This is a genomic window from Actinomadura coerulea, from assembly GCF_014208105.1.
GTDB classification, from domain to species: Bacteria; Actinomycetota; Actinomycetes; order Streptosporangiales; family Streptosporangiaceae; genus Spirillospora; species Spirillospora coerulea.
Map to the genome: position 1 here is coordinate 3,678,100 of NZ_JACHMQ010000001.1, position 19,526 is coordinate 3,697,625.

General features: G+C 77.4%; 9 protein-coding genes. 4 read left to right on the forward strand and 5 right to left on the reverse strand.

Features of this window, described 5'->3' with window-relative positions; genetic code table 11:
* Positions 1 to 182 precede the first annotated feature (182 nt).
* Positions 183 to 2,906, forward strand: a complete 2,724-nt coding sequence (locus tag BKA00_RS16895) for an ATP-binding protein (RefSeq protein ID WP_221493187.1) — start codon at positions 183 to 185, stop codon at positions 2,904 to 2,906.
* 18 nt (positions 2,907 to 2,924) lie between these two features.
* Here the strand turns inward: BKA00_RS16895 and BKA00_RS16900 are convergent, their stop codons facing one another.
* From BKA00_RS16900 to BKA00_RS16915, 4 genes are read right to left on the reverse strand one after another with little or no spacing between them, the layout of a single operon-like run.
* Positions 2,925 to 3,314: a RidA family protein gene (locus BKA00_RS16900; RefSeq protein ID WP_185026142.1), complete on the reverse strand. Its 390-nt coding sequence runs from the start codon at positions 3,312 to 3,314 to the stop codon at positions 2,925 to 2,927.
* A 44-nt stretch (positions 3,315 to 3,358) separates the two neighbouring features.
* Positions 3,359 to 4,570: a glycosyltransferase gene (locus tag BKA00_RS16905; protein ID WP_230298715.1), complete on the reverse strand. Its 1,212-nt coding sequence runs from the start codon at positions 4,568 to 4,570 to the stop codon at positions 3,359 to 3,361.
* A 40-nt stretch (positions 4,571 to 4,610) separates the two neighbouring features.
* Entirely contained in the window at positions 4,611 to 8,870 is a 4,260-nt protein-coding gene (locus tag BKA00_RS40465; RefSeq protein WP_185026144.1) for a beta-ketoacyl synthase N-terminal-like domain-containing protein, read from the reverse strand.
* Positions 8,867 to 15,469 (reverse strand): type I polyketide synthase, encoded by a 6,603-nt coding sequence (locus tag BKA00_RS16915; RefSeq protein WP_221493188.1) that lies wholly within the window; start codon positions 15,467 to 15,469, stop codon positions 8,867 to 8,869. Before BKA00_RS16915 ends, BKA00_RS40465 begins: the two co-directional genes overlap by 4 nt.
* Positions 15,470 to 15,687: 218 nt before the next feature.
* On the opposite strand from BKA00_RS16915, the gene BKA00_RS16920 reads away from it, so the two are divergent.
* The 3 genes from BKA00_RS16920 to BKA00_RS16930 all read left to right on the forward strand — a co-directional run bounded on the left by BKA00_RS16920 (position 15,688) and on the right by BKA00_RS16930 (position 18,788).
* Positions 15,688 to 17,418, forward strand: coding sequence for a RelA/SpoT family protein (locus BKA00_RS16920; protein ID WP_185026146.1), 1,731 nt, complete (start codon positions 15,688 to 15,690; stop codon positions 17,416 to 17,418).
* Positions 17,419 to 17,450: 32 nt separating this feature from the next.
* The gene (locus BKA00_RS16925) at positions 17,451 to 17,894 is read left to right on the forward strand and encodes a universal stress protein (RefSeq protein WP_185026148.1); all 444 of its coding nucleotides are present in this window, start codon (positions 17,451 to 17,453) and stop codon (positions 17,892 to 17,894) included.
* 66 nt (positions 17,895 to 17,960) lie between these two features.
* Positions 17,961 to 18,788 carry a hypothetical protein gene (locus BKA00_RS16930; RefSeq protein WP_185026150.1) on the forward strand — a complete coding sequence of 276 codons (828 nt, stop codon included), beginning with the start codon at positions 17,961 to 17,963 and terminating at the stop codon, positions 18,786 to 18,788.
* On the opposite strand, the gene BKA00_RS16935 is transcribed toward BKA00_RS16930, so the two are convergent.
* A complete protein-coding gene (locus tag BKA00_RS16935) occupies positions 18,769 to 19,404 on the reverse strand; it encodes a PX domain-containing protein (RefSeq protein WP_185026152.1) in 636 nt (211 codons plus the stop codon). The two genes, BKA00_RS16930 and BKA00_RS16935, sit on opposite strands and share 20 nt — an antisense overlap.
* Positions 19,405 to 19,526 lie beyond the last annotated feature (122 nt).

A 19,526-nucleotide genomic window follows, 5' to 3' on the forward strand; every position in this document is an offset into this window, starting at 1 on the left:
GAACCCCCGTCCCGCTCGGTATGCCGCAAATAACCCAAGCAGATTGACATGTGACTTGTCAGGCCCCTCACCAGGAATCGGCCTTCCCAAAGGGGTTCTTGCTCAATAGCCTGACTGCTCATGACCTTGGACCGAGGCGAGATCGCGAAAATGTCCGGCCCGGCCCGCCGGCGCGGCTGACCATGTGGGACGTCGTGCGCGGCCTGCCGGTGTGCCGGCTGACGGAAGTCCCCCGCCCCGACGAGGCGGACGGACGGGACGAGTGGCGCGACCAGCGGTTCGCGGCGCTGGTCTCGGCCTACCACGCGGGCGGGGACGCGGTGCTCGTCGGCTGGCGGCGCGCGGAGGCGTTCGGCCCCACGGAGGTGTTCGTCGGCGGGGACGGGCTCCTCGCCGACCGCGACGGGGACGCGGCCACCCTCAGCCTTCCCGCGGGCGGCCGCGGGACCCTGCTGCCCCAGGGCGTCGGCGAGGACTCGATGCCGCACTGGGTGAGCATCGGCGGCATCGCCGACGGCCTGCTCGTGGAGGACCCCCCTCCGGAGGAGCCCGCGCGGCCGTCCCTGGAGGACGGCCTGCTCGCCGTGTGGATGCAGCCGTTCGCGTGGATGCTGGTCGCCGAGCCCGTCGACCCGGACGAGGCGCGGCGCCTCGCCGACGACCTGGCCGACCGGCAGCAGCGCGCCCGGTCGATGGCGGAGCTGTCGCCGGAGGACTCGGTCGCGGCCGACCGGATGGACAAGCGGCACCGCGAGCTGCGCCGGGCCGCCACGTCCGGCCTGTGGCGGGTGCACCTGGCGGCCGGGGCGGCGACGCCCCGGGCCGCCGCGCGGGTCGCGGCGCTCGTGTGCGCGTCGGCCGACCTCGGCCGCCTGCCGTACGCGCTGGTCCCGGGCGCGGCGGGGCCGTTCGAGGCGAGCACGCAGCTCGTCGCGGCGCTGGCCCGTCCGCCCGTCCGCGAGGTCGCCGGGGTCCGGTTCGTGATGCGGCCGGAGTTCGACGTCACGCCCGAGTCGCCCGGCACCGGGGTCACGCTGGGACGGGTCCTGGACCGCAACCGCCGCGACGTGGGCCCGATCTCGCTGCCGCTGTCCAGCCTGAACCGGCACACGTTCGTGTGCGGGGCGACCGGCGCCGGCAAGTCGCAGACCGTCCGGTCGCTGCTCGCGGCCGCGTCCGGGGCGGGGCTGCCGTGGCTGGTGGTCGAGCCCGCGAAGGCGGAGTACCGGCTGATGGCGGCGCGGCTCCCGGACGCGGAGGTCGTCACGATCCGGCCGGGGGACGCGGAGGCCATCGCGGCCGGGATCAACCCGCTCGAACCGGCGACCGGGCCGGACGGGCGGCCGTTCCCGCTGCAGACCCACGCCGACCTCGTCCGCGCCCTGTTCCTCGCGGCGTTCGAGGCCGACGAGCCGTTCCCGCAGGTGCTCGCGGCGGCGCTGAGCCGCTGCTACGAGCGGCTCGGCTGGGACCTCGCGCTCGGCGAGCCGACGGTGCCGGGCACCGCGCCGCGCTATCCGACGCTGGCCGACCTGCAGGCCACCGCCGAGCAGGTCGTCGACGAGATCGGCTACGGCCAGGAGATCACCGACAACGTGCGCGGCTTCATCCGGGTCCGGCTGTCCAGCCTGCGGCTCGGCACCACCGGGCGGTTCTTCGAGGGCGGCCACCCCATCGACTTCGACGCGCTGCTCGCCCGCAACGTCGTCCTGGAGATCGAGGACGTCGGGGACGACCGCGACAAGGCGTTCCTGATGGGCACCGTCCTGGTCCGGCTGGTCGAGCACCTGCGGCTGCGGCAGCGGCAGGGCGCCCCGCCCGGACTGCGGCACCTCAGCGTGTTCGAGGAGGCGCACCGGCTGCTGCGCCGCAGCGAGCAGGCCGGGCCCGCGTCCCACGCGGTGGAGACGTTCGCGAGCCTGCTGGCGGAGATCCGCGCGTACGGGGAGGGGCTGATCGTGGCGGAGCAGATCCCGTCCAAGCTCGTCCCGGACGTCATCAAGAACACCGCCGTCAAGATCGTCCACCGGCTGCCCGCGAAGGACGACCGGGACGCGGTCGGCGCCACGATGAACATCACCGAGGCGCAGTCGCAGTTCCTCGTCACGCTCACGCCGGGCGAGGGCGCGGTGTTCACCGACGGCATGGACTACCCGCACCTGGTCCGGATGCCGGACGGCTCGCGCCTGGAGGAGGCCGCGCCGCCGACGGCCTCGCCCCGCGTGCTGGTGACCCCCCGCAGCGGGACGTGCGGCGCCGACTGCCGCGATTCGCCCTGCACGCTGCGGGACATGCGCGCCGCGCAGCGGGTCCTTTCCGACCGTCCCGAGGTGGTGGTGTGGGCGGAGCTCGCCGCCGCCGCCCACCTGACCGGCTGGGGCTCCCCGCGCCCCGCGTCCTCCCTGCTGAGCGGGCTGCCGCCCCGGATCCGCGACTGCGCCGTCTCGCACGCGGTGGACGCGGCCGTCGAGTCCCGCGCGGCCCCCGCCGGGCTGGCCGGGCATCTGGTCGCGATGCACCGGGGGGCCGCGTGCGCCGCCGTCGAGGTGGAGTTCTTCGCCGCCCCGTACCGCTGGTGCCTCCTCCTGGAGGAGCTCGGCGGGGCGCGGCGGACGAGTCCCGGCGGCGGACGCCATCCGATGAGCGGGGAGTGGGAGAGCCGCTACGGGCGCGCGATCCCCGGCGACACGCTCGACGCGCAGTTCCGCGCCGTCAGCGCCTGGTGGGACCGCGACCAGCGCGACACCGCCGCCCGCGATTTCGCGGTGTGGGGCTCGGCCCGCGCGCTGGAGGCCGCGGTGGGCGCCGAGCGCGCCGACCCCGACTGGCCCGGCCGCCTCCGGGAGGCGGCGTCCCCCCTCGGCGACCTCGGCGGCCTCCTCGACTCCTTCACCACCGCCGGCTAGCCCGCCGCCGGCCGCGTCCTACCCGTGCGCCCTCCGCGCGTCGACCTCGATCTCGATCTTCATGCGGGGGTCGGCGAGGCCGCACACCTGCATCGTCGCGGCCGGCCGCACGTCGCCGAAGCGGCGCCGCAGCACCGGCCAGCAGGGCTCGAAGTCGGCGCGCTCGGGGAGCAGGTACCGGACGCGGACCACGTCGGCGAACGTGCAGCCCGCCTCCGCGAGCGCGGCCTCGATGTTGCGCAGGCACTGCTCGGCCTGCTCCACCACGTCGTCGGAGATGGTCATGGCGGCGTAGTCGAACCCGGTCGTGCCGGAGACGTGCACCCGGTCGCCGTCCACCACGGCGCGGGCGTAGCCGATCTGCTCCTCGAAGGTCGAACCGCTGAGGATCGCGCGTCGTTCCGTCATGGCCGCAAGTATGGGGTGCTTCGCGCGCCCGGCCGCTCGCGGGGTCAGGCCAGCTTCTCCAGGCGGTCGGCGGCCTCGGCGGCGCCTCCCGCCGCGGCGAAGGAGTCGCGGACGCGCCCGGCGGCGGCGCGGTGCGGGCCGTCGGCCAGGACGGTCGCGAGGGCGGCCCGCAACCCGTCCGGCCCGACGCCGTCGAACGGGACCGCGGTCCCCGCGCCCGCCTTCTCCAGCAGCCCCGCGATGATCGGCTGGTCGTCGCGGACCGGCGCGGCCACCAGCGGGAGGCCGTGGGCCAGCGACTCGCACACGGCGCCGTAGCCGCCGTCGCAGACGACCGCCGACATCCGTTCGAGGAGTCTCGGCCGAGGGACCTGGTCGCGGACGATGACGTTCGGCGGCACGTCCCCCACCAGGGCGGGCGGCGCCACGAGGACCGCCTGGACGTCCAGCTCGCGGACGGCCTCGGCGGCGGCCCGGAGGAACCGCTCGCGTGACACGTCGTCGGCGGTGTCGAGCGAGACGAGCGCGGCGGGACGGCCGTCGAGCCGGTCCCACGGGAACGCGCTCGGCGCGGGACGGCCGAGGACGGGCCCCACGAAGGCGAAGTGGTCGGGGAAGAAGGAGACGTCGCCGAGCAGCGCGCCGGTGGAGAAGACCAGCACGAGGTGGTCGGAGAAGCGCAGGTCGAGCAGGTCGTCGATGCCGTGGTCGAGCTGGAGACCGCCGATCCGCTCGCGCACCCGCCGCTCGTCCTCCGGCCGGTCGGCGAGCGGGCGGGTGAACTCGGCCGGCGTCGCCGCGGACGTGGCCCAGGGGATCTCGCGGCGGCGGGCCGCGACGGGCGCGGCGAGGACGAGCTGGTCGCCGACCACCACGTGCGGGCGGAACCGCTCGACCGCCGTCTCGACGCCGGGCAGCATCGCGTGGCCGAGGGGGACGAGGAACTCCTCCCAGTAGCGCGGGTCCGCGGGGCCGCCGGTCCGGAGGCGGTCGTCGCGCAGGCGCGCCGCGTCCCCGTCGGCGAGGGCGCTGAAGATCCGCGAGCGGGGGCGCAGCCGGGGTTCCAGGGACGCGCGGTGGCCCGTCCAGGCGATCTTGTGGCCGCGGCGGGCGAGCTCGGCGGCGACCGCGGCGACCGCGGCGACGTGCCCGTCGAGCGGCGGGACGGCGAACAGGAAGCGGCGCGGCGGGGCGCACGCCCGAGCGACCCCGGGATCGCCCAGCAGGGACGGCACCCGTACACGGCGGGCGCTCACCGCGCGGCTCCCGCCGGCGTCCGGGGGTGGTCGACGTCCTTCATGCTCGGCTCTCCTCCATGTCCGTCGTGCCGGACGCGGCCGTCCAGGCCACGACGTGTCCTTCGAGTTCGCGGGTCTCCACCGTGGTGACCGTGCCGCCCGCGGCGATCAGGAGCCGTTCGGCGTCGGCGACGGTCACGACCAGTTCGAGTCGGTCGGGTCCGGTGCCCTTCCCCCGCAGCACCGCCTGAAGCACCGCCTGCTTGGCCGCGCGGATGCGCGCGCCCTCCCCGTTCGGGGCGAGCCCGATGCCGGCCGGTTCGCGGCCGGGCCTGACCAGGGCCACGCCCAGGTCGGCGTCCGCGGCGATCGCGAGGGTGAGCGGCTCATCGAACGGCCCCGTCACGACCGGGCCGTCCTGGACGGCGAGCTCGGCGGGGAACAGCGGCCCCTGGCCCTCGCGCCACAGGTGGTGCCGGACGGCGTCCTTGGCGGCGATCCGCCCGAGGAGCCACGGCCCCTGCGCGAACGGCGGGAGGGCCTCGTACTCGGCGCGCTCGGCGGCGCGCAGGTACTGGCGCATCAGCAGGTCGCGGGACGCGGTGCCGTCCCACCGCTTGCGGGCCAGGCACCAGCCGCCGGGTTGCGGCTCGCCCGTTCCGGACACCTCTGGGGTGAACTTCATCCGCCAGAGCGCCTCGTCGGTGTAGAAGCGGTGAGTCGTCCATCCGTCGACGCGTCCCCACACCCTTCCGTTCTCCCTGACCATCTCCGCTGAGCAGCGCATGGTGGTGTCGGTGAGGGACTGGTTCCAGATGGTCGTGTCCAGGTCCTCCCCTGGGGACGGCGTGGGCCCGTAGAGGGCGACCCGTTCGATCCCTACGGGGAAGACGGTCTGGTTGGTGTCGCCGTAGACCTGGATCCAGTGGGAGCAGAGCTGCCCTGCGCCGTCCATGAGCGCGCCTGGTGTGGGCAGCGAGGTCAGGACGGCACGCACGCCGTCCTCCGCGAGCGCCGTGATCTCGGTGACGGCGCGGAAGAGGGGGCCGTGGTGCATCCAGCGCTCCTCGTAGAGGCGCTCGGCGGTGACGATGGGCGGGCCCTCGATGCTCAGCGGCGTGCGGTCCGGCAGGGGTGGCGCCGGGTAGCGCTCGGCGAGCAGGACCGTCCCGTCCGCGTGGCCGTTGACGACGACCTTCACCTTGCGGGGCCGTCCGGCGGACTCGATGAGGTAGGCGCGGATGTCGGCGGCGGTCGGCGGGGCCGCGACGAGCCAGCGGACCGCGCGGACGTTCTCGAACCCGACGACCAGGAGGTCGGGCAGCAGCTCGCGCGCCGTGTCGGCCATGACCTCCAGCAGCCCCGCCAGCGGAACGATCGGGAACCTGTCCGACATGTCCGGCCAGTCGGGGGGCTGCGGGACGAGGCAGTGGTCGCGCAGCCACGGCATCGACTCGGCCGAGAAGACGCGCGAGACGGTCAGCTCGGCGGCCACCGGCGAGACGTCCTCGCCCGGGACGGACGGGGGCGGGGGCCCGCCCCCGAGCGCCTCAAGGACCGACTGCGCCCCGTTCGCGGCGTCGTCGAGCAGGGCCTCCAGCTCGGCCAGCACGGGATCGTCCGCGGGCAGCGCCGCGAGCCCGCGGCCGAGCCGGAGGGGCTCCACCGCCCCGTCCAGCCTGACCAGCGGCGTCCCGAGGTCCAGGCGCATGCCCGTCGCCGAGGGCGGGGACGGCGGGGACGCGCCGTAGCCCTCGCTCCACAGCGCGGCGACGACGCGGCGGAGCTGGGCCATCCCGTCGCGCTTCGGCACGTTCACGGCCACCGCGAGATGCTCGCGGCCGCCGAGGCGGTCGGCGATGAACTCGGTGAGGCCGCCCGGCCCGACCTGCACGAACGCCCGCACGTGCGCCGCGCCGTACAGCTCCTCGACCAGCTCGCTGAACCGGACGGGTTCGAGGAGGTGGCGAGCGACCAGCTCGCGGACCTCGGCGGGGCGGCGCGGGAACGGCGCGACCGTCGTCGCCGACCACAGCGGGACGCGGGGCTCGCGGATCTCCAGCGCCTCGAACGCGCGCCGCACCTGCTTGTCGTACGCCTCGGCGAGCGGGGTGTGGAACCCCGACCGGAAGGGCAGCTCCCGGCCGAGCACCCCTTCGGAGGCGAGCCGGGCCAGGACCTCGCGGACCTCCCCGGCCGGGCCGCAGACCACCGACTGGTGCGGGCAGTTGTCGTGGCTGACGACGACGCCGGACCGCGCGCCCACGGCCTCCCGGACCCGGGCCGCGCCGCAGCCGAGCGCCGCGTACACGGTGTCGGGGACGTCCAGGGCCTCGCCGTCGAGCGCGGCGAGGAGCGCCTCGACCGCGTCCGCGTCGCAGACGCCGGCGGAGGCCATCGCCGTCCACTCGCCGAGGCTGTGGCCCGCGACGACGTCGGGCTCGACGCCGAGCCGGCCGAGCGCCGCGGTCAGCAGCCGGCCGGCGCGCAGCACGTCGGCGGCGTGCCCGACCAGGTCCGTGCGGCCGGTCAGCGCGGGCGACGGCATGCCGAAGTGCGCGGCGACGTCGTCCACGCGCGGGTCGAAGGCGGCCTCGAACCCGGGGTACAGGAACGCCAGCCGCCCGCCGCCCGACAGGAGGGGGCGGGGCGTGAACCACACGTCGCTGCGTCCCCGCCAGGCGGTTCCGCGCTGGACGAGGGCGCGCGCCAGGTCGAGCCTGCGCGGCGTGGGGCCGACGATGGCGAGACGGCACGGAAGGTCGGGGACATCGTCGCGGATCTTGGCGAGGAGCTCCTCGTCGGGGACCGCCAGGGCCTCGGACAGTTCCTCGGGCGTGCGCGCGGCCAGCCGCAGGACGCCCTCGTCCGACGGCGGCGCGTCGAGCCTGCGCCGCCGCGGCCTGCGGGCGGCGGGCGGCTCCTCCAGCACGACGTGCGCGTTGGCGCCGCCGAATCCGAACGCGTTGACGGCCGCCCTGCGGGGGCCGCCCTCCCGGGCCCACTCCGCGGCCTCGCGCACGAGCCGCAGCCGCCCGCCGTCCAGCGCCGGATGCGGGTCGTCGACGTGCAGCGTCGGCGGCAGGACGCCGTCGCGCAGCGCGAACGCGGCCTTGAGCAGCCCGGCGATCCCCGCGGCCGGCATCGCGTGCCCGATCATCGACTTGACCGTGCCGAGACCGATCGGCGGACCGGCGGTGCCGAAGACCCGGCGCAGCGTCGCCAGCTCGGCCTCGTCGCTCGCCGGAGCGCCGGTGCCGTGCGCCTCGATCAGCCCCACCGAGCCGGGCGCGGCCGGGTCCAGGCCCGCGTCCCGCCACGCCCGCTCGACCGCGAGGACCTGCCCGTCCACCATCGGGCTCAGGACGCTCGCGGCGCGCCCGTCGCTGGACGATCCGGCGCCCAGGATCACCGCGTGGACGCGGTCCCCGGCCCGCCGGGCGTCCGACAGCCGCTTGAGCAGGACGACGCCCGTCCCCTCCGAGAGGAGCGTCCCGTCGGCGGCGCGGTCGAACGGCCGGATGGTCTCGCTCGGGCTCAGCGCGCGGAGGCGGCTGAAGACGCTCCACACGGTGGCGTGGTGCGCGTGGTGGACGCCGCCCGCCAGCATCGCGTCGGCCTGCCCGCCGCGCAGCGCCCGCACGGCGTGCTCGACGGCGAGCAGCGACGACGCGCACGCCGCGTCCAGCGTGTAGGCGGGGCCGCGCAGGTCGAACCGGTCGGCGACGCGGGCCGCGGCGAAGCCCGGCAGCAGCCCGGCCGAGGCGTCCGGCTCGTCCGGGCCGAGCCGCTCGCAGAACGCCCGGCGGATCTCCGCCAAGCGCCGCGGCCCGAGTTCGGGCACGATCTCCCCGAGGATGCCGGCGACCTGGTGGGAGGTGCTGACCCGCTGGTCGGCCCGCGCCGCGCCCGGGGTGATGAAGCCGCCGCGCCCGAGGACGACGCCGATCCGGGACCGGTCGGGCAGCCGCTCGGCGCCGCCCGCGTCCGCGATCGCGTCCCCGGCCACGCGCAGGGCCAGCAGGTGGTCGGGCTCCATGCCCCGCACCGCCGCCGGGACGATCCCGAACCTGGCCGGGTCGACGGTGGCCAGCTCGTCCACGAACCCGCCGCGCCGGCAGTAGAACCGGTCGCTCTCCGGCTCCCGCCCGTACGCGCCGGGGTCGTAGTAGACCGCGGGGTCCCAGCGGCCGGGCGGCACGTCGCCGATCGCGTCGACCCCTTCGAGGACGTTGCGCCACAGCTCGGCCGCCGAGCCCGCGCCGGGGAACAGCGCCCCGGCGCCGACGATCGCGATCGGCTCCCCCGCCTCGCTCACCGGAGTGTCCCCGTCAGCACGACCCGCGTCTCGTCCCCGTGCGCGATCTCTCTGAGCAGGGCGGCGGCCCCGGCGTCCGGATCGATCGGCCCGACGCCGTGCCGCGCGTACTCGCGCGCCCGCTCGGGCGGCACCGCGCCGCCCGCCCACGGGCCCCACTCGGCGACGAGCACCCGCCCGCGCAGCCGCCTCCGCCACACGTGCGCGAGCGTGCCGCACGCGTCTCCGGCCGCCGCGCAGCCGGCCTGCCCGGGTTCGCCGTGCGCGCCCGCGACGCCGCAGAGGACGACGAAGAACTCGAGGCCGGGGCGGACCGCCTGGACGAGCGCGGCGGCGCCGTCCACCTTCGTCCGGTACACCCGCGCGAACGCCTCGGGCGAGGTGTCGCGGACGAGGCGGTCCCCGGCGAGTCCGGCGCCGTGGACGACGCCGTCCAGCCGCCGGTGCCGCCGGTAGACGTCGTCCACCACGGCCCGCACGGCGCCCGGCCTCCGCACGTCCGCCGCGTGGTACCGCACGGAGGCGGCGTGCCCGGCCAGGTCCGCGAGGGTCCGGCGTATCTCGCGCTCGGCGAGGAGCCTGCGGACCGTCGCCTCGATCTCGGCGGGCTGCTCCTCGCCGTGCGCGACGAGCGCCCGGCGCAGCCCTGCCTCGTCCTCGGCGCCGGGGAACTCGGGCTCCCCCGCGGGCTCCGGAGTGCGGCCCACCAGCTCGATGTGGCAGCCGCTCGTCCGGGCGAACTCCAGCGCGACCCGCGCGGTGGCGCCCCGCGCGCCCCCGGTCAGCAGGACGACGCCGTCCGGCCCGAGGTCCGGCGCGCCCGCCGCGCCGACGCCGGGCGGTCCGGCGGGGATGAGGTCCAGGGCGTTGCGGCGGCCGCCCTCGTGCCCGACCACGACCGGCGCCTCGGCGGCCAGCAGCTCGGCCAGGATCCGCTGCGCGATCGCGCGCGGGGTGTCCTTGGTGTCGACGTCCAGCGCGCGGACGAGCACCTCCGGGTACTCGCGCGCGATGGTCCGGGCCAGCCCCGCCAGGCCCGCGCCCGGTCCCGGGTCCCCGACGGCGCCGCCGCCGAAGCGCCGCCCGAAGGTCCCGCCGGCGCCACTGGCGAAGACCAGCCACCGCAGCCCGCCGGCCAGCGCCCGCCGGACGCCGCCGAACGCCTCCGGCAGCACGCCCCCGGCCCCCGGCCGCAGCGCCGCCAGGTGGACGAGGCCGTCGCAGGGGCCGTCCACGTCCGAGGGAACGCGCACCTGCGCGCCGTGCCGCTCCAGCAGGTCGGCCAGTTCGAGCGCGACGCCGCACGCGTCGTCCACGATCAGGAACCGCCTGCCCGCGAGACCCGTACCGGACTCCGGGGGCGCCGGCAGCGCCTCCAGTTCGACGATCCGCGGGATCTGCCGCGACACCCGCGGGGCGGGCCGGCTCCCGGACAGGTCCGCGGCCCCCACATGGGCGGACGGCCGCGCGGGCGGCGGCACGGTCATCTCGGGTTCTGGTTCGGGTTCGGCCGGCTCCGGGACGGCGGCGCGCGGCCCCGCGGCGGCGTCCTCGCGGCCGTCGCCCGTGCGAGCGCGGATCACGGCGCCGGCGGCGGCGTGCACGTCCCGGTCGCCGCCCGCGGCCGGCCGCTCCCGCGGCGCGTCCTCCGCCGGCCCGTGGTCCGGCAGCGTCTCGCCCGGCAGGACGGGACGGGGCGCGGGGACGGACCGCGCCGCCGCGTCCCGTCCCGCCGGGGCCGCGAGGTGCCGCAGGACCACCTCGCGCTGCGCGGCGATCACCTCGCGGCTCGCGCGCAGGTACTCCAGGACGGCGGCCTCCGAGCCGCCCGGGCCGGGCCCCTCGACGCGCTCGGCGGGCCGGAGCGCGCCCGCCGGGTACGCGCCGTCGGCGGTGCGGACGGAGTGGCCGTTGACGATCCAGCCCGGCACCGGGGCGGGGCCGGCGGTGAGCGGGCGGGCGTCGCGTCCGGCGAACAGGGGCAGCGGGTCGACCGGGACGCCCGCCGCGGCCAGCTCGGCGAGCGCGCGCAGCAGGCCCGCCAGGGCGTTGCCGCCTGGCGCGTCGCAGCTCACCGCGGTGTGCGGCCGGTCGCCGAGGATCGCGGCGACCAGACCGGTGAGGACCCGTCCGGGGCCCGCCTCGACGAAGGTGCGGGCGCCCGCCGCGTACATCGCCTCGATCTGCTCGGCGAAGCGGACGGGCGCGGCGAGCCGGTCCGCGAGGGCGGCGGCCAGCTCGGACGGGTCGGCGTCGTAGGGCGCCGCCGTCGCGTTCGACCAGACCGGGAACGCGGGCGAGCGAAGGTCGCGGCCGAGCAGCGCCGCGCGCAGGGCCGCCGACGCGTCGGCGAGAAGCGGGCCGGGGAGCGCGCACGCGACCGGGATCCGCTCGGCGCGCAGGCCCGCCTTCGACAGGACGCCCAGCGCGCGGTCCAGCCCCGCGGAGGTCCCGGCGATCACGACCTGGCGGGGGGCGTTGTGGTGGGTCACGGCGACGTCGCCGATCTCCCCCAGCGCCGCGCGGACCTCCTCCGGAGACGCGCCCACGGCCGCCGCCGCTCCCCCGCCGGGCCCGGCCGCCGACAGGATCGCCTCGGCGCGCGCGGCGCTCAGGCCGACCAGGTCGGCGTCGTCGAACACGCCGGCCGCGCAGAGCGCGACGAGCTCCCCGCAGCCGTGCCCGGCGGCGAGGTCGGGGTGCGCGCCGACCGCGGTCAGCAGCCGGTGGACGGCCAGGCCGGCGATGCCGAGCGCGGGCTGCGCGACCCGCGTGTCGGCGATCTCCGCCCGGCGGCGGCGGGACTCCGACCGGGTGAACGCCGCGGGCGGGAACATCGCGGCCGCGTACCGTCCGCCGGCGTGCCGCAGCAGGCGCTGGAGGCGGGGGAACGCGACGAAGAGGTCCGCGAGCATCCCGGGCCGCTGGCTGCCCTGGCCGGGGAACAGGAAGGCGACCTGCCCCGCCTCCCCGGAGGACGGGAAGACGCCGGGCGCCGGGCGGAACTCGGCCGCGAGCGCGAGCTTGTCCCGCAGGTCCTCCAGGCTTGAGGCCACCAGCGCCACCCGCACCGGGCCTTCGAGCGAGGCGGCGGTCCTGGCGAGGTCGCGCAGCCGGGGCCCGCCGGGCAGCAGCGCCGAGAGCCGCTCGATCCCGGCGCGGGCGGCGGAGCGGTCGGCGCCGCGGATCAGGAACAGCTCCGCCGGCCATTCGTCCAGCCCCGACACCGGCTCGGGAGCGCCGTCGTAGCCGGACAGGACGGCGTGGAAGTGCGCGCCGCCGACGCCGAAGCCGCTGAGCCCCGCATGCCGTCCGCCCGGTTCGGCGGCCCACGGCCGGGCCGCGCCGCCGAACGCGAGCGGGCCGTCCGGCGCCCACTCCGGATTCGGCCGGGCGAGGTGCAGCGTCCCGGGCAGCACGCCCGTGTGCAGCGCGTACGCGGTCTTGATGAGCCCGGCGACGCCCGCGGCGCACCCGGTGTGCCCGATCTGCGACTTCACCGACCCGAGCGTGACGCTTCCCGGCGCGGCCCCGGCGAACACGGAGGCGAGCGTCGCCAGCTCGGTCCTGTCGTCCGCCTCGGCTCCGGCGCCGTGCGCCTCGACGAGCCCGACGGAGGCGGGTGGGACGCCCGCGCGCTCGTAGGCGCGCTCCAGGGCGCGGCGCTGCCCTTCGGAACGGGGCGAGGCGAGGTCGGGGGTGCGGCCGTCGGACGCCGCGGCGACCGACTTGACCACCGCGTAGATCCGGTCGCCGTCGCGTTCGGCGTCCGCGAGGCGCTTGAGGACCACGCAGCCGACGCCCTCGCCGGGCGCGACGCCGTCGGCGGACGAGTCGAACGCGGCGCAGCGCCCGGACGGGGACAGCGCGCCCGCCGAGGCCTGGAGCAGGTAGTCCTGGACGCCGGTGCGCAGGTCGGCGCCACCGCACAGCACCATGTCGCTGGTCCCGGCGAGGAGCTCCTTGCAGGCGGCGTCGAGCGCGGCCAGCGACGAGGCGCCCGCGGCGTCCACCGTGAGCGCCGCGCCGCCGAGGTCGAGCCGGTCCGCGATCCGGCCGGCGATGACGCCGGTGAGGACGCCGGGGAAGGACTCCCCGGCCGGGCGCGGCAGCCGCTCGTCCAGCCCCGGGGGCACCTCCCCGTAGTAGGACGGGAGCGTCGCGCGCATCGCGTACGCGGCACCGAGGTCGCCGCCTCCCGCCGCGCCGAAGACCACCGACGTCCGGGACCGGTCGAAGGGGCGGTCGGCGTACCCGGCGTCGGCCAGCGCACGGGACGCGACCTCCAGCGACAGCAGCTGGACCGGGTCGACGCCGCCGAGCGCGCCGGGCGCGATGCCGTGGGCGAGCGCGTCGAACGGGACGTCCGGGATGAAGCCGCCCCACTTCGACGGCGTCGTCCCGTCCCCCGACGGCGAGTAGTGGATCTCCGGGTCCCAGCGGGCGACCTCGGTGACCGCGTCGACGCCGCCGACGATGTTCGCCCAGTACCGCCCGGTGTCGCGGGCGCCCGGGAGGACGCAGCCCATGCCGACGACCGCGACGTCGGCCGGGCGGGCCCCGCCCGCGCCCGCCGCGGGACCGGCGACGCCCAGCTCGGCCGCGCGGGCGGCCAGGAAGGCGGTCGCGCCTGAGGTGACCTCCTCGTGCAGGTCGGCGATCCGGGTCGCGGCCGACCGCAGCGCGGCGACCTGCCCGATCATGAAGAGGCCGTCGGCGCGCTGCACGCCGGCGTCCACCGGGGCGCCGCGGCGCAGGCCCTTGCTCGCGACGCGCAGGCGGCCGAGGTTCAGCTTCTCCAGGCGCCGCCACACCTCCCGCCGCGGCGTGCCGACCTGCTCCAGCTCGCGGCGGGTCTCCTCGAACGTCCGGACGTAGGGGGTGCGGGCGCAGCGGGTCGCGAGGCCGGGCGAGGTCTCCAGCAGGGCCGTCCCGCCGCAGCCGAGCGCGACGTCCTGGAAGCCCGGCAGGATCGCCCCGGCCGCGACCGCCTCGGCGGTGAACAGGTACGCGGTGCCCATCAGCACGCGGACGTCGGCGCCGCGCTCGGCCAGCGGCCCGGCGAGCGCGGCGACCATCGCGGCGGACCGCGCGTCGTGCACCCCGCCCGCGAACATCACCGACAGCTCGCGCGGGTCGCCGCCGAACGCCTCCAGCCGCTCGACCTGCGCGTCCCAGAGGGGGAAGCTCGCGAGCGGCCCGACATGCCCCCCGCACTCCCCGCCCTCGAACACGAACCTGCGGGCGCCCTCGGCCAGGAACCGGTCCAGCGGCTCCGGCGACCGGACGTGCAGGTACGTGCTGACCCCGGCGGCCTCCAGCGGCCCGGCCAGCTCCGGGCCGCCGCCCGCGACGATCGCGTAGGGCGGGGCCGCCTCGCGGACCACGGCGAGCTGGGCCTCCCGCAGCTCCGGCGGCGCGGTCCCGAGGACGCCGACGCCCCAGGGCCGCCCGCCGAGCCGGTCGGCGGTCTCGCGCAGCAGCTCCCGCACCCGGCCGGGATCCATCAGGGCGAGCGCGAGGAACGGCAGGCCGCCGTCCTGCGCGACCGCGCCGGCGAACGCGGAGGTGTCGCTGACCTGCGTCATGGGGCCCTGCACGACGGCCGGTTCGGCGCGCGGCGCGAGCGGCTCGCAGCGCACGGCGGCCCGCAGGTGCAGGTCGATCCGCTCCCGGACGGCCCGCACCACTCCCCCGGCGGTCTTGTACCGCCCGGCGAGCGCGGCGGCGAGGGGCGCGTCCTGCCCGACGGGCAGCGGACGCCGCGCGGGCCCGGGGGCGCCGGGTCCCTGGTGGACGCGGTGCCCGTCGACGACCGCCGTCTCGGTGCCGTCCATCGCCGACAGCGCGGCCGCGATGCCGGCGGGCGTCTCCGCCTCCCGGACCAGTGCGAGCTGGACGTCCAGGACGACCCCGGCCGCGCCCCCGGCCACCGCCGCCGCGGCGGAGCGCGGCCCGATCCCGCCCGCCGCGAACACCGGGACGGCCGTGTCCGCCGCCCCCGCGTCCGCGAGAAGACGCGTGTCGGCCAGGAGGTGCTGCAACAGCACGAAGGTGGTCAGCTCGCCGACGCGCCCGCCCGCCTCGCGGCCCCGCGCGACGAGCCCCACGTCACCGGTGATCTCCCGGGCGGCGGCGACCGCGGCGGCGGCCTCCGCCGGGTCGACGACCTCCACCAGCAGGCGGCGCCCGCGGGCGAACCCGGCGACGTCCGGCGCGCCGTCCGTCCCCGGCGCGGGCGCGTCGAGCAGCACGGGCGCGTCGACCAGGACGGTCGCGGCCGCCCCGGGGAGCTCGTCCGGCCGGATCCCGCACCCGGCGGGCACGCGCACGCCGAACGGCCCCTCCCACCAGCGGCCGACGTCGGCGAGGGCGGCGAGCCCGGGCGTCCGGTCGGTGCCGAGGTCGAGCACGCCGGTGCCGCCCGCGCGGGCGACGGCGACGGCGAGGCGGGGCGCGGGCCGCCCGAACGGGCAGACTCCGATGATCTCGGTCCCGGGCCGCTCGCCCCGGCCTGCGTCCAGCCCGCCCCTGCCCGCCATGCACAGCCCCCCGACGTCCCGCGCGGCCCGGCGCGTGACCGGCGCGGCTCGCAACAACGGAGCGCCACACTACGGTCGGCGACGGCGCGACCACGGAGACGACACGCCCGGGGGCGGGTTGATGGCGGCACGGCAAAGGAGATTGGAACGTCCCTTGACGCGCGGCGGGGGCCGGAGGTGGCCCCGGCCAGGGTCTCGCCCCCGCGCGGCCACATCGCGCATAATGGCGATCACAGTCCGTGGCGGTGTGCCGCGGAGGGCCAGGCGGGGGCGCGATGGCGACGCTCAATCCGGCGACGGGACGGTTCCGCCTCCCGGCGCGGCGGCGGGAGGAGGCGGGGCGCGGCCCGGACCCCGTGCGGGCCGCGCTCGCCCCCCTGCTCGCCGCCCATCGCGCCGCCCACCCGGGCGGCCCCCTCCCCGCGGCCGCCGAGGCCGACCTGCTGCGCGGGTACGCGGTGGCCGAGCGCATGCACCGCGGGCAGCTCCGCAAGTCCGGCGCCCCCTACATCACCCATCCGCTGGCCGTCGCGCTGATCCTCGCCGGGATGGGGCTCGACACCACCACCCTGGTCGCCGCGCTCCTGCACGACACCGTCGAGGACACCCCGTACACGCTCGGCGAGGTCCGCGCCGACTTCGGCGACGAGATCGCCGTGCTGGTGGACGGCGTCACCAAGCTGGACGGCAGGCGCTGGGGCGACCGCGCCGAGGCCGAGACGTTCCGCAAGATCGTGCTGGCCGCGGCGGCGGACCTGCGGGTCCTGGTGATCAAGCTGGCGGACCGGCTGCACAACCTGCGGACGCTGCGCCACCAGCCCGCGCACAAGCGCGCCCCCTACGCCCAGGCGTCCCACGAGCTGCTGGTCCCGTTCGCGGAGCGGCTCGGCATCCACGTCCTCAAGCGGGAGATGGACGACCTCGCCTTCGCCGCCCGCGACCCCCGGGCGCACGAGGCGACGCGGCGCGCCGTCCGGGCGGCGCTGGGCGGGGCGGGGCGGACGTTCGGGCCCGCGACCGCCCTGCTGCGCCCCTCGCTCGCCGAGCACCGGATCAGGGCCCGGGTGGAGGTCCGGCCGTCGCACCTGTACGCGGTGCACCAGTCGTTCGGCGGCGGCCTGGCCGGGCTGCGGCCGTGCGAGGCGGCGCGGCTGCTGCTGGTGGTCGACGGCGCCGAGAGCGACTGCTACATCGCGCTCGGGGCCGTGCACGCCGCGCTGCACCCGGTGGCCGGGCAGGTCCGCGACTTCATCGCCACGCCGAAGGACAACCTGTACCGGTCCCTGCACACCCGGGTGATCAGCCCGGACGGCGACCCGTTCGAGGTGATCATCCGCAGCGCGGCGATGCACCCGGTCGCCGAGTACGGCATCGTCGCCCACATCCGGGACGCGGGCCGCGACACCGGCCCCACCGTCGCCGAGCGCCGCGACCTGGTGTGGCTGAGCCGGCTGCTGGCCTGGCAGTCCGACTCGCCGTCCGGCGAGTTCCTGGACCGGCTGCGCGCCGACCTCGCCGCCGGCAACGTCGCCGCGTTCACCACCCGCGGCGACATCGTCCCGCTGCCCGCGGGCGCGACCGCGCTCGACTTCGCCTACGCGCTCGGCCCCGGCACCGGCGACCGCTGCATCGGCGCCGTCGTCAACGGCCGGCTCGCGCCCATGTCGGTGCAGATCCGCAGCGGCAACGTCGTGCAGATCCTCACCGACCCGGCCGGCTCCCCGTCCGAGGACTGGCTCGGCTTCGCCGTGTCGGTGCCCGCCCGCGTCCACATCCAGCAGCGGCTCGCGCTGCGCCGCGCCGAGCAGGACGCCGAGGCCGGCCGGCGCCGCCTCGTCCGGGCGCTGGCGGCGCGCGGCGTCGACCTGCTCGCCGCCGAGGCGCGCGGCGACTCCCTGGCCGCCGCCCGCGACCTCGGCTACGGCGACGCCGACGCGATGTACGGGGCGCTCGGCACCGGCGTCCTCGGCCTCGACGACCTTCTGGCCCGGTTCGTCCGGCCCTGAACCGCCGATTACGCTGGTCCCGTGGTGATCACATGAGACCGTTCGAGTACGGCGTCGACGGACCGAAGGTGATCGTGGCGGGGGTGGACGGCTCCGAGACGTCGCTGCGCGCCGGGGCCTACGCGTGGGGCCTCGCCCGCCGCGCCGGCGCCCGGCTCGTCGTCGTGCACGTCGCGCCGGTCGCCTCGATGGGCACCCTCACCCCGGGCGGCGCCGCCGCGCTGCGCGAGACCGCCGAGGAGGTCTCCGCGCAGATCCGCCGCGAGCTGGAGGCCGCCGCCGGGCGCGAGCAGGTCCGCTACGACTTCGTCACCGAGCTCGGCGACCCCTACACCGTGCTCGCCCGCGTCGCCGACGAGTCCCGCGCGGACGCCGTGATCGTCGGCGCGTCGGCGCAGGCCGGGCACCGGATCATCGGCTCGGTCGCCGTCCGGCTGGTCAAGGCGGGACGGTGGCCGGTGACCGTCGTCCCCTGACCCAGGTTCGGCCGCCGCTCGCGGGGAAGGGCGTGGGGAACGGCGGCGACCGAGGCGGAGGCGGCGATGCCAGATCCTGTACTGACGGAGATCGGGTGGGCGGGGACGGCGCTCCGGCTCGCCGGCACCCTCAAACCCCGCGGGGCCGTCTCCGGGATCGAGCTGCTCCTGCGCGAGCGCGGCGGCGACGGCCTGCTGCGCGTGCCCGCCTCGGCCCGCGAGCGGGACGGGCGCATCGCGTTCGAGGCGGAGGTCGACGTCGCGACCCTCGCCGGCGGCGACCCGCTGCCCGGCGGGCTGTGGGACGTGAACCTGTCGGTCGGCGCGCCGATGCAGACCACCGTCGTCCCGCTCGGCCCGGTCAGCGCGCCCGGCCTGGACGCGTCCCCCCTGCGGCGGTTCCTGCCCGACTCCTGCACGGTGATCGCCTACTTCGGCGCGGGCGGCGCTCTCATGATCGACGTCGGGGGCCGCCCGCACGTCGCCGGATCCGTCGCCGCGGACACGCTGAGCTGGAACGAGGAGCGCGAGGAGGTCGTCGTCGCCGGGCACATCGACCTGCGGCGCACCGGCAGGCCGATCTCCGGGACGCTGCTCATGACCGAGCGCCGCTCCCGGCACGTCTACGAGGTCATCGCGATGCTGGAGGAGCGTCCGCACCGGCTCGGCTACCGGGCCGTGGTGCCCGCGACGCGGGCCTTCATCGACGACCCTCTGCCGCGCGGAACCTGGGACGTCTCGCTGTGCCTCGGCTTCTCCGGAATGCACCGCGAGATGCGGCTGCTGGCGCCGGACGAGCCGGTGGACGTCCAGGTGTGGCGGCGGCTGCGGCACGTCCGGGTGGTCTCCTCCGCGGCGCCCGGCCCGCTGACGATCACTGTCGGCCGCGTCTGAACGGGCCGTCCCACGGGGACGGCCGGGACGTCGCCGCGACCACCGCGCACAACAGCGCCACCACGGCCGTCCCGCCGGCCAGGTTGATCGCGGACGTGGCGAGCGCCGCGTCGAGCCGGGCGTGCAGGGTGAGCGGAAGGATCGCCAGCAGCGCGACCGCGATCCCGCCGATCCACGCGAACGCCCGCACCGGGCGCGCCGCCGACGACAGCAGCAGGTGCATCAGAGCGGTCGCCTGGATCACCGCCGCCGTGGCGCACAGCGCGTAGCTCGTCGCGGCGGGCGTCGCGGCGGTGTGCCCGCCCGCGAACACCGGCACCTCGACGCCGAACGCCGACCGCAGCCCGATCGTCACCGCGAACGCCAGGCCCCCGCCGGCCAGCGCGGCGGAGATCCCCGTCCACCACAGCGGGCGGAGCGGCGCGCCGGGGCCCTCCCTGGAGATCTCCTCGTGCAGCGCGACGAAGTCCTCGTACCGTCTGGGCGGCGCCTCCGCCGGCCGCCGCCGCGCCGCGGAAGGGCAGCGGAACGAACGCTCCCACGGCCGTGGAGCTGGGCGGCCCGCGTGCCTGCCCGGCAGGCCCCCGGAATTCCGCCCGAAGGATGAGTCGGGCATGTTCCCTCCCCCGGTGCGACGTAGGTGTGCTACCCGGCGCCGCTGGAAGGAACTCGCCCAACCTCACCATTTTGCAGATGTTTGGCCGCGTTCCCCCTTATGGCAGAACACGGCGGATCCCC

Excerpts from the sequence above, each read along its gene's own strand:
- BKA00_RS16895 (WP_221493187.1), top strand. The coding sequence starts at position 183 with ATGTGGGACGTCGTGCGCGGCCTGCCGGTGTGCCGGCTGACGGAAGTC.
- BKA00_RS16920 (WP_185026146.1), top strand. The coding sequence starts at position 15,688 with ATGGCGACGCTCAATCCGGCGACGGGACGGTTCCGCCTCCCGGCGCGG.
- BKA00_RS16925 (WP_185026148.1), top strand. The coding sequence starts at position 17,451 with ATGAGACCGTTCGAGTACGGCGTCGACGGACCGAAGGTGATCGTGGCG.
- BKA00_RS16935 (WP_185026152.1), bottom strand. The coding sequence starts at position 19,404 with ATGCCCGACTCATCCTTCGGGCGGAATTCCGGGGGCCTGCCGGGCAGG.
- BKA00_RS16900 (WP_185026142.1), bottom strand. The coding sequence starts at position 3,314 with ATGACGGAACGACGCGCGATCCTCAGCGGTTCGACCTTCGAGGAGCAG.
- BKA00_RS16930 (WP_185026150.1), top strand. The coding sequence starts at position 17,961 with ATGCCAGATCCTGTACTGACGGAGATCGGGTGGGCGGGGACGGCGCTC.